The organism is Pseudomonas sp. R1-43-08, from assembly GCF_003852255.1.
In the GTDB taxonomy this organism is placed as follows: Bacteria; Pseudomonadota; Gammaproteobacteria; order Pseudomonadales; family Pseudomonadaceae; genus Aquipseudomonas.
This window is the reverse complement of record NZ_CP027734.1, coordinates 1,422,992-1,435,570: the sequence shown is the minus strand read 5'-3', so window position 1 is coordinate 1,435,570 and position 12,579 is coordinate 1,422,992. Positions and strand designations below refer to the sequence as shown.

Below are 12,579 nucleotides of genomic sequence, written 5' to 3'. Positions count from 1 at the left end.
CACAGGCGTGTGTGCTGGATCAGGCAACAGGTGCGGGAGGCGGCTCATCCGGCAGGGTGGGCTCACCCGGTTCGGTAGGCTGCTGCGGATAGTCCGGGTCAGGTTGGCCGGGGATGCCGCCCGCATAAGCAGGGTCGGCCATCAAGGACCAGGCCAGAACACCAATCTGGTTGGGTTCAAGCCGGGCAAGTTCTGCGCTGATTCGCGGGTTGATCTTCATAGGGCACTCCTCAAGCGTGGCTCGACGCGTTTTACACGCGCCGAAGCAGTACACCTAGATAGAGTCAATTTCCGCAGACTAATTCCCTTTACCCGTAGGAGCTTTCGATCAAGCGCGTGGGAGCGTGACGCCACGCTGGCCCTGATACTTGCCGGCACGGTCCTTATAGGACACTTCGCACGCCTCGTCGGACTGCAGGAACAGCATTTGCGCCACGCCTTCGTTGGCGTAGATTTTCGCTGGCAAGGTGGTGGTGTTGGAGAACTCCAGGGTCACATGGCCTTCCCACTCGGGTTCCAGCGGGGTCACGTTGACGATGATGCCGCAACGGGCGTAGGTGCTTTTACCCAGGCAGATGGTCAATACGTCACGCGGGATACGGAAGAACTCCACGGTGCGGGCCAGGGCGAAGGAGTTTGGCGGGATGATGCAAACATCGCTCTTGACGTCGACGAAGCTTTTTTCGTCGAAGTTCTTCGGATCGACAATCGCCGAGTTGATATTGGTGAACACCTTGAATTCATCGGCGCAACGCACGTCGTAGCCATAGCTGGAGACTCCGTACGAAATCACGCGCGCGTCGCCTTCACCACGGATCTGGCGCTCGACGAACGGTTCGATCATGCCGTGTTCCTGCGCCATGCGGCGAATCCACTTGTCCGATTTGATGCTCATGGCGGTGTCCTGAATGCGAGGTGAAAAAATTCTGTGGGGCATCTTACCGGGGCCGGCTGTGGGGTTCAAAGGGCGCAGGACTTTTAATGACGAATGCACCGGCCTCCATTACCCGCAGCCAACGGGGCCGGGGCTCCTGGCGCGACTTTCGGGGACAATAAATACCACCGCCAGTCACGAAAATAGAGAAACCTTCGGAAATACCATTGGCACGTTCCGGAAAAAGGGTTAAGGTGGCGTCACTGTGTTGCTTGTGTCACTGAGAATCTCTACACGATATGTTGAATTTCGATCCAACCATCTCCAAGAATTTTTCCTGCTCTTTGCACTCAGTCTCGGCCAGGGCTTTTCCTGAGTCGCAGTTAACTTTGTTCAAGGAGTTACACCATGTCTAATCGCCAAACTGGTACCGTTAAGTGGTTCAACGATGAAAAAGGCTTCGGCTTCATCACTCCACAATCCGGTGACGACCTGTTCGTTCACTTCAAAGCTATCCAATCCGACGGCTTCAAAAGCCTGAAAGAAGGCCAACAGGTTTCTTTCATCGCTACCCGCGGTCAGAAAGGCATGCAAGCTGAAGAAGTTCAAGTTATCTAACTTGTACTGATTTAGTCGAAAAGACCCCGCCCTTAAAAGCGGGGTTTTTTTATGCCGATCGTTCCCACGCTCTGCGTGGGAATGACTCTTGTGACGCTCTGCGTCACGCCCTGGGACGCAGAGCGTCCTGGTGCTGCATTCCCACGCAGAGCGTGGGAACGATCATGCCAGGCACAAAATAATGTGGGAGGGGGCTTGCCCCCGATGGCGGCGCATCAGTCGATAGCTATCTTGACTGACACACTGCTATCGGGGGCAAGCTCCCTCCCACATTCAAGCATTCAAACGGCGTCGCTTATTGAAACAACGACTCACTCGACAAGCCGTTCTTCTCGAGGATCTCGCGCAAGCGTTTGAGCCCCTCTACCTGAATCTGCCGAACCCGCTCACGGGTCAGGCCGATCTCCAGGCCTACGTCCTCCAGGGTACTGCTCTCATGGCCGCGCAGGCCGAAGCGGCGAATCACCACCTCGCGCTGCTTATCGGTGAGCTCCGACAGCCACTGGTCGATGCTTTGAGACAGATCATCATCCTGCAACAGCTCGCACGGATCTGTCGGGCGATCATCTGTCAGGGTGTCCAGCAGGGTTTTATCCGAATCCGGACCCAGCGAGACATCGACCGAAGACACGCGCTCGTTAAGGCCAAGCATGCGCTTGACCTCCCCTACCGGTTTTTCCAGCAGGTTGGCGATTTCTTCGGGCGAAGGTTCATGATCGAGTTTTTGTGTCAGCTCACGCGCTGCCCGCAGGTACACGTTGAGCTCCTTGACCACATGGATCGGCAACCGGATCGTGCGGGTCTGATTCATGATCGCCCGTTCGATGGTCTGGCGAATCCACCAGGTGGCATAAGTCGAGAAGCGAAAGCCCCGCTCAGGGTCGAACTTCTCCACCGCCCGGATCAAGCCCAGGTTGCCCTCCTCAATCAAGTCCAGCAGCGACAATCCGCGATTGACGTAGCGTCGGGCGATTTTAACCACCAGGCGCAGGTTGCTTTCAATCATGCGTTTGCGCCCAGCCGGATCGCCCTTTTGCGACAGACGCGCAAAATGAACTTCTTCTTCGGGGGTGAGCAGAGGGGAAAAGCCGATTTCATTGAGGTACAACTGGGTCGCGTCGAGCGCCCGTGTGTAATCAATGTACTTGTGTTGCTTTAACGCGGAGGAGTTTTTGGATTTGGTGCGAACTGAGGGTGGTGATGCCCCCTCATTATCTGACATCGGTTCCGTAGCGATACCGGTCTCCATAAGGAGAACCTCATCGTCGATGTCAAACTCCGGCGCTTCTTTACTGAGAGCCATTGTTATAGTCCTTTGGTGAGTTCGACCTCAAGCTCAAGCGACGCCTTTATCCTTGGCAACGCTGGAGCCTGTTCCTTCTACGTGAGGGAACAGGCTGGCAACACATCAACGACGGGGTAGGAATTGCAGTGGGTCTACAGGTTTCCCCTGGCGGCGAATCTCAAAGTGCAGTTTCACCCGGTCTGTACCCGTTGAACCCATTTCGGCAATTGTCTGTCCGACCTTGACCTGCTGCCCCTCCCGAACCAACAACCTGCGGTTATGACCGTAGGCACTGACGTAGGTATCGCTGTGTTTGATGATGACCAGCTCGCCGTAGCCCCGTAGACCACTCCCGGCGTACACCACTGTCCCATCAGACGCAGCCAAAACAGGCTGTCCCAAATCCCCGGCGATATCAATGCCTTTATTCAAACTGCCGTTTGAAGAGAATTTTCCAATTAATACGCCGTTTGAAGGCCATCCCCAACCGGTCGGCGCGGGCCCTGCAGGTGGCAACGGCGCGGGTGCCGGCTTGCTCGCCACCGAAGGTGCGGCGGTACCTGCAGGCCTGGTGATAACCGTGGTTTTGCTCGAAGAAGAAGCCGAAGATCCCGACTTTGTCACAACTGCCGTGGGCGCCGAACCGGTGCGGCCATCGAAGCGAATCGTCTGCCCCGGATGAATCGTATAAGGCACGGGAATGTTGTTACGAGCTGCGAGCGCCTTGTAATCCCAACCATAACGGAAGGCGATCGAGAACAGCGTATCGCCCTTGCGCACGACGTATTGGCCGGTGGTCACCGTCGGCTTCTGCGGTGCCGCATTGGTGCGGTCAACTACCCGCGCACCGCCGGATGGCGTGCTCGAGCAGGCTGCCAGTAAGGAACTCAAGACAAGGCCAAGCACCAGTCGCTGAAAGCTTGTTTTACTCATTCGCTGCGCAGGACCTGTGAGACTCACCCGCCGCTCCCTTTGTGGTGGCTGAACGTTAACGCCTGTATCAGGCTTGAAAGATGACGCAAGTATAACTGGGCATTGGCTTTTTACCGGCACACGAGTGAAACGAAAACTTCATCATGTTTAACTCCGGCGCCTTCCCTCGTTGAATCTATAGACCCCGCTGTAAGACACATCTGCGCCTGTGGAATTCACTGCCTGGAAATAAATGATCAGGCCAGCGGGCCGTTGAGCAGCGGCACGAAGCGCACAGCCCCGAGCACATGCCGGGAAAAGCCATCGTCCTCGCGAATAATGAGCATCAATTGTTGCACTTCGCCGGAGCCCACCGGGATGACCAGCCGGCCGCCGGGCGCCAGTTGATCGAGCAGCGCTTGCGGCACATCGGTGGCCACCGCAGTGACAATGATTCCGTTATAGGGCGCCAATGCCGGCCAGCCTTCCCAGCCATCGCCCCAACGAAACACTACGTTACGCAGGTTCAGCTCCACCAGGCGCTCTTTGGCGCGGTCCTGCAGCACCTTGATGCGCTCGACCGAGAACACCCGTTCGACCAACTGAGACAACACGGCGGTCTGATAGCCGGAGCCGGTGCCGATTTCCAGCACCTTGTCCAACGGCCCGGCGGCCAGCAACAGCTCGCTCATGCGGGCGACCATATAGGGCTGGGAGATGGTCTGGTTGTGGCCGATCGGCAACGCCGTGTCTTCGTAGGCGCGGTGCGCCAGGGCTTCGTCGACAAACAGGTGCCGAGGCGTACGCCGGATCACTTCCAGCACCTGCGCGTTGGACAAGCCTTCTTCGTACAGACGCTGGATCAAACGCTCGCGCGTGCGCTGGGAAGTCATCCCGATGCCACGGCGCAGCAAGTCGTCTTGTTCACGAGCCATCAGCGCAGTCCCTCCAGCCAGCCATCAAGTCCACTGAAGGCATCACTGAAGGTGCGATCGAATTGCAACGGGGTAATCGATACATAGCCTTGCATCACCGCATGAAAGTCCGTGCCCTCGCCGCCATCCTCGGCATCGCCGGCCGCTGCGATCCAATAGCCTTCCTTGCCACGCGGGTCGACCACCTTCAAGGGTGCCGCCGCACGGGCACGGTGCCCCAGCCGCGTCAGTTGGATACCGCGAATATGGTCGAGAGGCAGGTTGGGAATATTGACGTTGAGCACGGTGCGCGGCGGCAGGTCCAGGGAAGCGTGCGCTTGCACCAACTTGCGCGCGTAGTACGCCGCCGTCGCCAGATTATCCAGTTGCCGTGAAGCGAAGGAAAAGGCGAACCCGACACCGCCGAGAAAACGCCCTTCAAGGGCTGCCGCCACGGTACCGGAATACAGCACATCATCGCCCAGGTTTGCGCCCAGGTTGATGCCCGACACCACCAGGTCCGGCGCGTGTTCGAGCAAGCTATTGATCGCCAGGTGCACGCAGTCGGTGGGAGTGCCGTTCACGCTGATAAAGCCATTGGCCAGCACCTTCGGGTGCAACGGACGGTCGAGCGTCAGCGAACTGCTGGCGCCGCTCTTGTCCTGGTCGGGGGCCACCACTACGCATTCGGCGTAATCCGCCAGCGCAGCATAAAGCGCGGCGAGGCCGGGTGCGGTGGCACCGTCATCGTTTGATATCAGAATACGCATGGGTTGTCCGTCGGCCCCACCGGCACCAGATCAACGAGTTCGCGCACCAATACAGTGGCGAAGCATCCGGCCGGCAGGACGAATTCCAATTGCAGAATGTCAGGCCCGGGATAATGCCACGTCAACCCGCCAATGGGCAGCCGCAGAATGCGACGTTCTTGGCTCATTCCCGCATTCACCAGCCAATCACGCAGGTCAGCTTCTGCGGCGGCGACAGATTGTTCCAATTCATAGGTAAGACCTTTCGCCGGAGACTCGCCCTCCCCCCACTGCGGGCCGGTGGGATGCAGGTCGAGGATCGCCAGGCGCGGGTCGCTGCATTCAGCCTCTCCGGCCGGGAAAAAGCTGCGGCTGTCGGTGAAGGCCAGCAGGTCGCCGACTTGGGCGCGCTGCCAGGAGCCGTCGGCGACACGCGCCGCCAACACTTTGTTGAACAGCAAGCTACGGGCGGTGGACAGCAACCTCGAACGCACATTGCGCTGTTCCGGCAAAGCCTTGCGAGCCGCCCAGTCACGGGCATCGACGACATTGCCGCCATTATGGCCAAAGCGCTGGGCACCGAAATAGTTGGGAATACCGTGCCGGGCAATCTGTTGCAGACGCGCATCGATGGCGGCGGTATCACCGTTCAACTGGGTCAGGCGCAAGGTAAAGCCGTTGGCCGCATGCGCACCGCGCTGCAGCTTGCGTTGGTGCCGCGCGGTTTTCAGGATCCGGAGGGTGTCGTTCTCGGCGGCACGCATGTCCGGATCGGCCTTGCCGGGCAATTGCACGCTGAACCACTGGCGGGTCAATGCCTGGCGATCCTTGAGCCCGGCATAGCTGACGGTGCGCAAGGGCACGCCAGCCGCCTTGGCGATACGCCGCGCCGCTTCCTCGGTATTCAGGCCGCGCTTCTCCACCCACAACCACAGGTGCTCGCCTTCGCCGGTCAGCGGGATGTCGAGCACTTCGTCCACCTGGAAATCTTCGGCCGTGGCCTTCAGGACCGCGCTGCCCAACGCTTCGCCATAGGCACGCGGGCCCAGCAACTCAAGTTCGTTCATGCGCGCAGCAACAAGGCGACGGAGTGCACGGCGATGCCCTCTTCACGACCGGTAAACCCGAGCTTTTCGGTGGTGGTGGCTTTCACGTTGACTTGGTCCAATTCTATTTGCAGATCTGCGGCAATCAGGGCGCGCATCGATTCGATATGCGGGGCCATTTTCGGCGCCTGGGCCACGATGGTGTTATCGACGTTGCCGACCTTCCAGCCTTTGGCGTGGATCAAGCCGACGACATGGCGCAGCAACACACGGCTGTCGGCGCCCTTGAAGGTTGGATCGGTGTCCGGAAAGTGCTTGCCGATATCACCCAACGCCGCTGCGCCGAGCAATGCGTCGCTCAAGGCGTGCAACACAACGTCGCCGTCAGAATGAGCCAGCAGCCCATGGTGGTGCGCGATACGCACGCCGCCCAAAGTGATGAAATCGCCTTCAGCGAAACGGTGCACATCGTAGCCGTGGCCAATACGCATAAAAAAACGCCCCGATTTAATTCAGGGCGTGATTCTACCTACTTTTGCCTCACATTAACCGAGCAAAGCACGACCATGATGGCGCAAATGGTCATCGATGAAGCTGGCGATAAAGAAGTAGCTGTGGTCGTAGCCAGGTTGCAGCCGCAGTTCCAGCGGATGACCGGCCGCGTTGGCGGCTTGCTGCAAGGCCTCGGGCTTGAGCTGCACGGCGAGGAAATCGTCGCGATCGCCCTGGTCCACCAACAGCGGCAACTGTTCCGACGCTTCGCTGATCAGCACGCAGGCATCCCATTCGCGCCACTTCGAGCGCTCTTCTCCCAGGTAACGGGAGAAGGCTTTCTGGCCCCAGGGGCAGTCCATCGGATTGTTGATCGGCGAAAACGCCGACACGCTCTGGTAACGCCCAGGGTTGCGCAGCGCGCAGACCAACGCACCGTGGCCGCCCATCGAGTGGCCGCTGATGCCCCGCTTGTCTGACGCCGGGAAATGCGCCTCCACCAACTCCGGCAATTCCTGCACCACATAGTCATGCATCCGATAATGCCTGGCCCAGGGTTCCTGGGTGGCGTTCAGATAGAACCCGGCGCCCAGGCCAAAGTCCCAGGCGCTATCCGGGTCATCCGGCACACCGGGGCCGCGCGGGCTGGTATCCGGCGCCACGATGATCAAGCCCAGCTCGGCGGCCATGCGATGGGCACCGGCCTTTTGCATGAAGTTCTCGTCGGTGCAGGTCAGCCCGGACAGCCAATACAACACCGGTAGCTTGCCGCCCTGCTCCGCCTGCGGCGGCAGGTAGACGGCGAAGGTCATGTCGCAATCAAGCACAGCGGAATGATGCTTATAGCGTTTATGCCAGCCGCCGAAGCTTTTCTGGCAGGACAGGTTTTCCAGACTCATGGCCGACCTCAGAAATGGATGACGGTACGAATGCTTTTGCCTTCATGCATCAGGTCAAACGCTTTGTTGATGTCTTCCAGGCCCATGGTGTGGGTGATGAAGGTATCCAGCGGGATCTCGCCGGTCTGGGCCATTTCCACGTAGCTTGGCAATTCTGTGCGTCCGCGTACGCCACCGAATGCAGAACCGCGCCAGACGCGACCGGTCACCAGTTGGAACGGACGGGTGGCGATTTCCTGGCCGGCACCGGCCACGCCAATGATCACCGACTCGCCCCAGCCTTTATGGCAGCACTCCAGGGCCGCGCGCATCAGTTGGACGTTGCCGATGCACTCGAAGGAAAAGTCCACGCCGCCATCGGTCAAATCGACAATCACGTCCTGGATCGGGCGGTCATAGTCTTTCGGGTTGATGCAGTCGGTAGCGCCCAGTTGCTTGGCGATTTCGAACTTGGCCGGGTTGATGTCGATGGCGATGATGCGACCGGCCTTTGCTTTCACCGCGCCAATCACCGCCGACAGACCGATACCGCCCAGACCGAAGATGGCCACGGTGTCACCCGGCTTGACCTTGGCGGTGTTGATCACCGCGCCGATACCGGTGGTAACGCCACAGCCCAGCAGGCAGACCTTTTCCAGCGGCGCTTCTTTAGGAATCTTGGCGACGGAGATTTCCGGCAGCACGGTGTACTCGGAGAAGGTCGAGGTACCCATGTAGTGGAAAATCGGCTGGCCCTTGTAGGAGAAACGCGTAGTGCCGTCAGGCATCAAGCCCTTGCCCTGGGTGGAACGGATGGCCTGGCACAGGTTGGTCTTGCCGGACAGGCAGAATTTGCATTGACCGCATTCCGGGGTGTACAGCGGGATCACATGGTCGCCGACGGCCACCGAGGTTACGCCTTCGCCAATGGCCTCGACCACGGCACCGCCTTCATGGCCAAGGATCGACGGGAAGATCCCTTCCGGGTCTGCGCCTGAAAGCGTGTAGGCATCGGTATGGCATACGCCGGACGCGACCACGCGCAACAGCACTTCGCCCGCCTTGGGCATGGCGACATCGACTTCCACAATCTCAAGGGGTTTCTTGGCTTCGAAGGCTACGGCGGCGCGGGACTTGATCATCCGGGGTTCTCCATGGAGTAAAAGTTGATTGGACCAGTGTAAAACATGGCTGATTGATTAATAATCCAGGCAAAAGCAAAACATTATTGCTGTATGGGGACAATGTTTATGCTGGAGAATCGTTGGGAAGGCATCGATGAGTTTGTCGCCGTGGCCGAGTGCAGCCAATTCACGGCTGCGGCCGAGCGCCTGGGGGTATCGTCGTCCCATATCAGCCGCCAGGTGGCGCGCCTGGAAGAACGCCTGCAAACCCGCCTGTTGTATCGCAGTACACGCAAGGTGACGCTGACCGAAGCGGGCCAGACGTTCCTGCAACATTGCCAGCGCTTGCAGGACGGTCGCGAAGAGGCCCTGCGCGCCGTGGGCGACCTGACCAGCGAACCCAAAGGCATGTTGCGCATGACCTGCGCCGTGGCCTATGGCGAACGCTTTATCGTGCCGCTGGTGACAGCGTTCATGGCGCTCTATCCACAGTTGCGCGTCGATATCGAGCTGAGCAACCGCCCGCTGGACCTGGTGCACGAGGGGCTCGACCTGGCGATTCGCCTCGGGCGCCTGCAAGACTCGCGCATGGTTGCCAGCCGCCTGGCAGCGCGACGCATGTATTTGTGTGCGTCACCTTCCTACCTGGCCCGGTATGGTCGACCACACAGTTTGTCGGAATTGAGTCGGCACAACTGCCTGATCGGCAGTTCGGATATCTGGCAACTGGCCCAGGACGGCCGCGAATTTTCCCAGCGGGTGCAGGGCAACTGGCGCTGCAACAGTGGGCAGGCGGTGCTGGACGCTGCGCTGCAAGGCATGGGGCTGTGCCAGTTGCCGGACTATTACGTGCTGGAGCACTTGCACAGTGGCGCACTGGTCTCGCTGCTGGAGGCGCATCAGCCGCCGAATACGGCGGTGTGGGCGTTGTATCCGCAGCAGCGGCATTTATCGCCGAAGGTCAGGAAGTTGGTGGATTTCTTGAAGGAGGGGTTGGCTGGGAGGCCGGAGTACAGCGGGTGATTATTTGTTGCCTGACCAGGCCGCATCGGGGGCAAGCCCCCTCCTACATTTTGATCTGTGAACCCAATCAAATGTGGGAGCTGGCTTGCCTGCGATGAAGTCGACGCGGTGCGCCTGACTACCTGCGGTTAACCCAGCGCAACCGCAGCCACTCAAGATCTTCCGGCCGCGTCACCTTGATGTTGTCCGAACGCCCTTCGATCAGGCGTGGTGCCTGGCCGGACCATTCCATGGCCGAGGCTTCATCGGTGATCACCGCATCGGCCACCAGGCTGTCCGCCAAGGCGCGGTGCAAGGCGCCCAGGCGGAACATCTGGGGCGTAAAGGCCTGCCAGATCAGGCTACGATCAACGGTCTCGACGACACGGCCGTGTTTGTCGACGCGCTTGAGGGTGTCACGGGCCGGCACGGCCAGCAGGCCACCCACGGGATCGTCAGCCAGTTCACCCAATAGCTTGTCGAGATCATCACGGCTCAGATTGGGCCGCGCTGCATCGTGCACCAGCACCCAATCTTCATCACGGGCGCCCAGAGCATTGAGCTGCAGCAGTGCATTGAGCACGGAACCTGAGCGCTCCGATCCGCCATCCGCACGCTGAATACGCGGGTCGGCGGCACACGCCAGGGTGGGCCAGTAGGGGTCATCAGCCGCAAGACTGACCACCAGCCCTTGCAACGCAGGGTGGTCAAGGAAACAGTCAAGGCTGTGTTCGAGAATGGTGCGCCCGCCCAGTTGCAGATACTGCTTGGGACGGTCGGCGGCCATACGGGCACCAACACCCGCGGCCGGAATCACGGCCCAGAAGGCCGGTAACTCGGTGTTCATTGGGCCAACTGGTAGAGGGTTTCGCCCTCCTTGACCATGCCCAGCTCATGACGCGCCCGCTCTTCGACGGTCTCCGTGCCTTTTTTCAGCTCAAGCACTTCGGCATCAAGCACGCGGTTGCGCTCCAGCAGACGTTCGTTTTCGGCGTGCTGGTCGGCAATTTGCTGGGTCAGCTCTTCCACCTGCGCAAAGCTGCCGTTACCGACCCATAGGCGGTACTGCAGGCCAGCCAGCAACAAGAGCAAGACGAGGAACAACCAATTGGGACTGCGCATCGAAATCCGGGTATCCAGTGAAAAAAGACAGTCATGCAAACCTTTTGCAGCAACTGATAGCACGAAGCCTGGATAAACCAGGCTTGTGCTTGTCAGTCAGCAGATTAGCGCCGAAATGCCCACTGTCGTGAGATTTCCGACGCAATCGGCCGACTTTTTACCATTTACTGCTCAGCCGCGAAACTCGCTGCGACCGTTGTACTTGGCTTTACCCGCCAATTGCTCTTCGATGCGCAGCAATTGGTTGTACTTGGACACGCGGTCGGAACGGCACAGGGAACCGGTCTTGATCTGGCCCGCCGAGGTACCCACGGCCAGGTCGGCAATGGTCGAATCCTCGGTTTCGCCGGAGCGGTGCGAGATCACGGCGGTGTAGCCCGCAGCCTTGGCCATCTGGATGGCTTCCAGGGTTTCGGTCAGGGTGCCGATCTGGTTGAACTTGATCAGGATCGAGTTGGCGATCTTCTTGTCGATGCCTTCTTTCAGGATCTTGGTGTTGGTCACGAACAGGTCGTCGCCCACCAACTGGATTTTTTCACCGATCTTGTCGGTGAGAATTTTCCAGCCGTCCCAGTCGGACTCATCCAGGCCGTCTTCGATCGAAATGATCGGGTAGCGCTGGGTCAGGCCCTTCAGGTATTCGGCAAAGCCTTCGGAGTTGAACACCTGGCCTTCGCCGGACAGGTTGTACTTGCCGTCCTCAAAGAATTCGCTGGCAGCGCAGTCCAGGGCCAGGGTCACGTCGGTGCCCAGTGTGTAGCCGGCGTTGGCCACAGCTTCGGAGATCACTTTCAGTGCATCTTCGTTGGACGCCAGGTTCGGCGCAAAACCACCTTCGTCACCCACTGCAGTGCTCAGGCCACGGGCCTTCAGCACAGCCTTGAGGTGATGGAAAATCTCGGTGCCCATGCGCAGGCCTTCGGAGAAGGTCTTGGCGCCAACCGGCTGCACCATGAATTCCTGGATGTCGACGTTGTTATCGGCGTGCTCGCCACCGTTGATGATGTTCATCATCGGCACCGGCATCGAGTACACACCCGGCGTGCCGTTCAAGTTGGCGATGTGCGCGTACAGCGGCAGGTCCTGGTCCTGGGCGGCGGCCTTGGCGGCGGCCAGAGACACGGCGAGGATCGCGTTGGCGCCCAGGCTGCCTTTGTTTTCGGTGCCGTCGAGCTTGATCATCGCGTGGTCCAGGGCTTTCTGGTCCAGCGGGTCCTTGCCCAGCAACAGGTCACGGATCGGGCCGTTGATGTTGGCTACCGCCTTGAGTACACCCTTGCCCAGGTAACGGCTCTTGTCGCCATCACGCAGTTCCAGCGCTTCGCGCGAACCGGTGGAAGCACCGGACGGCGCGCAGGCGCTGCCGATGATGCCGTTATCGAGAAGCACGTCGGCTTCGACGGTGGGGTTGCCACGGGAGTCGAGAACTTCACGACCTTTGATGTCGACGATTTTTGCCATTGTTGTAAACACTCCAAAGTTGACGAAAACGACGCAGCTGAAGGAAATCTTTTGACCGACCGCAAGGGTGGAACAACAGGGCAGGCTTGCAGACGACAAGGC

At 59.5% G+C, this 12,579-nt stretch carries 15 protein-coding genes; 2 read left to right on the top strand and 13 right to left on the bottom strand.

Translation table 11 applies throughout. The annotated features are described in order from the left end of the window. Nucleotides 1-19 precede the first annotated feature (19 nt). A complete protein-coding gene (locus C4J87_RS06445) occupies nt 20-220 on the bottom strand; it encodes a hypothetical protein (RefSeq protein ID WP_124366130.1) in 201 nt (66 codons plus the stop codon). Nucleotides 221-328: 108 nt separating this feature from the next. Beyond that, nucleotides 329-895: a dCTP deaminase gene (gene dcd, locus C4J87_RS06440; RefSeq protein WP_048719838.1), complete on the bottom strand. Its 567-nt coding sequence runs from the start codon at nt 893-895 to the stop codon at nt 329-331. A gap of 387 nt (nt 896-1,282) precedes the next feature. On the opposite strand from dcd, the gene C4J87_RS06435 reads away from it, so the two are divergent. Further along, entirely contained in the window at nt 1,283-1,492 is a 210-nt protein-coding gene (locus tag C4J87_RS06435) for a cold-shock protein (RefSeq protein ID WP_002554837.1), read from the top strand. A gap of 295 nt (nt 1,493-1,787) precedes the next feature. On the opposite strand, the gene rpoS is transcribed toward C4J87_RS06435, so the two are convergent. The 8 genes from rpoS to C4J87_RS06395 form a co-directional block, all read right to left on the bottom strand. After that, nucleotides 1,788-2,795, bottom strand: a complete 1,008-nt coding sequence (rpoS, locus tag C4J87_RS06430; RefSeq protein WP_124361628.1) for an RNA polymerase sigma factor RpoS — start codon at nt 2,793-2,795, stop codon at nt 1,788-1,790. Nucleotides 2,796-2,900: 105 nt separating this feature from the next. Continuing rightward, on the bottom strand, nt 2,901-3,737 hold the full coding sequence (locus tag C4J87_RS06425; protein WP_124366129.1) for a peptidoglycan DD-metalloendopeptidase family protein: 837 nt from the start codon (nt 3,735-3,737) through the stop codon (nt 2,901-2,903). 209 nt (nt 3,738-3,946) lie between these two features. Then, on the bottom strand, nt 3,947-4,582 hold the full coding sequence (locus C4J87_RS06420) for a protein-L-isoaspartate(D-aspartate) O-methyltransferase (protein WP_170827533.1): 636 nt from the start codon (nt 4,580-4,582) through the stop codon (nt 3,947-3,949). 41 nt (nt 4,583-4,623) lie between these two features. Continuing rightward, nucleotides 4,624-5,373: a 5'/3'-nucleotidase SurE gene (gene surE, locus C4J87_RS06415; RefSeq protein ID WP_124366128.1), complete on the bottom strand. Its 750-nt coding sequence runs from the start codon at nt 5,371-5,373 to the stop codon at nt 4,624-4,626. After that, nucleotides 5,361-6,419, bottom strand: a complete 1,059-nt coding sequence (gene truD / locus C4J87_RS06410; RefSeq protein WP_124366127.1) for a tRNA pseudouridine(13) synthase TruD — start codon at nt 6,417-6,419, stop codon at nt 5,361-5,363. The genes surE and truD overlap by 13 nt, the downstream gene beginning before the upstream one ends. Beyond that, complete coding sequence (gene ispF, locus C4J87_RS06405; protein ID WP_012722614.1) at nt 6,416-6,889, bottom strand: 2-C-methyl-D-erythritol 2,4-cyclodiphosphate synthase; 474 nt, start codon at nt 6,887-6,889, stop codon at nt 6,416-6,418. The genes truD and ispF overlap by 4 nt, the downstream gene beginning before the upstream one ends. 54 nt (nt 6,890-6,943) lie before the next feature. Next, complete coding sequence (gene fghA, locus C4J87_RS06400; RefSeq protein WP_124366126.1) at nt 6,944-7,789, bottom strand: S-formylglutathione hydrolase; 846 nt, start codon at nt 7,787-7,789, stop codon at nt 6,944-6,946. An 8-nt stretch (nt 7,790-7,797) separates the two neighbouring features. Next, complete coding sequence (locus tag C4J87_RS06395) at nt 7,798-8,910, bottom strand: S-(hydroxymethyl)glutathione dehydrogenase/class III alcohol dehydrogenase (protein WP_065880066.1); 1,113 nt, start codon at nt 8,908-8,910, stop codon at nt 7,798-7,800. A 108-nt stretch (nt 8,911-9,018) separates the two neighbouring features. Here C4J87_RS06395 and C4J87_RS06390 point away from each other — a divergent pair, with 108 nt between their 5' ends. Next, on the top strand, nt 9,019-9,915 hold the full coding sequence (locus tag C4J87_RS06390) for a LysR substrate-binding domain-containing protein (protein ID WP_124366125.1): 897 nt from the start codon (nt 9,019-9,021) through the stop codon (nt 9,913-9,915). A gap of 118 nt (nt 9,916-10,033) precedes the next feature. Here C4J87_RS06390 and ispD read toward each other — a convergent pair whose 3' ends face one another. From ispD to eno, 3 genes are all read right to left on the bottom strand, one after another. Next, nucleotides 10,034-10,741 carry a 2-C-methyl-D-erythritol 4-phosphate cytidylyltransferase gene (gene ispD / locus C4J87_RS06385; RefSeq protein ID WP_124366124.1) on the bottom strand — a complete coding sequence of 236 codons (708 nt, stop codon included), beginning with the start codon at nt 10,739-10,741 and terminating at the stop codon, nt 10,034-10,036. Continuing rightward, nucleotides 10,738-11,016 carry a cell division protein FtsB gene (ftsB, locus tag C4J87_RS06380; RefSeq protein WP_057723188.1) on the bottom strand — a complete coding sequence of 93 codons (279 nt, stop codon included), beginning with the start codon at nt 11,014-11,016 and terminating at the stop codon, nt 10,738-10,740. Before ftsB ends, ispD begins: the two co-directional genes overlap by 4 nt. Nucleotides 11,017-11,187: 171 nt before the next feature. Further along, entirely contained in the window at nt 11,188-12,477 is a 1,290-nt protein-coding gene (eno, locus tag C4J87_RS06375) for a phosphopyruvate hydratase (RefSeq protein ID WP_124366123.1), read from the bottom strand. Nucleotides 12,478-12,579 lie beyond the last annotated feature (102 nt).

Coding starts and splice junctions, on each gene's coding strand:
- ispD (WP_124366124.1), bottom strand. CDS start 10,741: ATGAACACCGAGTTACCGGCCTTCTGGGCCGTGATTCCGGCCGCGGGT.
- ftsB (WP_057723188.1), bottom strand. CDS start 11,016: ATGCGCAGTCCCAATTGGTTGTTCCTCGTCTTGCTCTTGTTGCTGGCT.
- C4J87_RS06390 (WP_124366125.1), top strand. CDS start 9,019: ATGCTGGAGAATCGTTGGGAAGGCATCGATGAGTTTGTCGCCGTGGCC.
- C4J87_RS06420 (WP_170827533.1), bottom strand. CDS start 4,582: ATGACTTCCCAGCGCACGCGCGAGCGTTTGATCCAGCGTCTGTACGAA.
- surE (WP_124366128.1), bottom strand. CDS start 5,373: ATGCGTATTCTGATATCAAACGATGACGGTGCCACCGCACCCGGCCTC.
- rpoS (WP_124361628.1), bottom strand. CDS start 2,795: ATGGCTCTCAGTAAAGAAGCGCCGGAGTTTGACATCGACGATGAGGTT.
- fghA (WP_124366126.1), bottom strand. CDS start 7,789: ATGAGTCTGGAAAACCTGTCCTGCCAGAAAAGCTTCGGCGGCTGGCAT.
- ispF (WP_012722614.1), bottom strand. CDS start 6,889: ATGCGTATTGGCCACGGCTACGATGTGCACCGTTTCGCTGAAGGCGAT.
- eno (WP_124366123.1), bottom strand. CDS start 12,477: ATGGCAAAAATCGTCGACATCAAAGGTCGTGAAGTTCTCGACTCCCGT.
- truD (WP_124366127.1), bottom strand. CDS start 6,419: ATGAACGAACTTGAGTTGCTGGGCCCGCGTGCCTATGGCGAAGCGTTG.
- C4J87_RS06395 (WP_065880066.1), bottom strand. CDS start 8,910: ATGATCAAGTCCCGCGCCGCCGTAGCCTTCGAAGCCAAGAAACCCCTT.
- dcd (WP_048719838.1), bottom strand. CDS start 895: ATGAGCATCAAATCGGACAAGTGGATTCGCCGCATGGCGCAGGAACAC.
- C4J87_RS06435 (WP_002554837.1), top strand. CDS start 1,283: ATGTCTAATCGCCAAACTGGTACCGTTAAGTGGTTCAACGATGAAAAA.
- C4J87_RS06445 (WP_124366130.1), bottom strand. CDS start 220: ATGAAGATCAACCCGCGAATCAGCGCAGAACTTGCCCGGCTTGAACCC.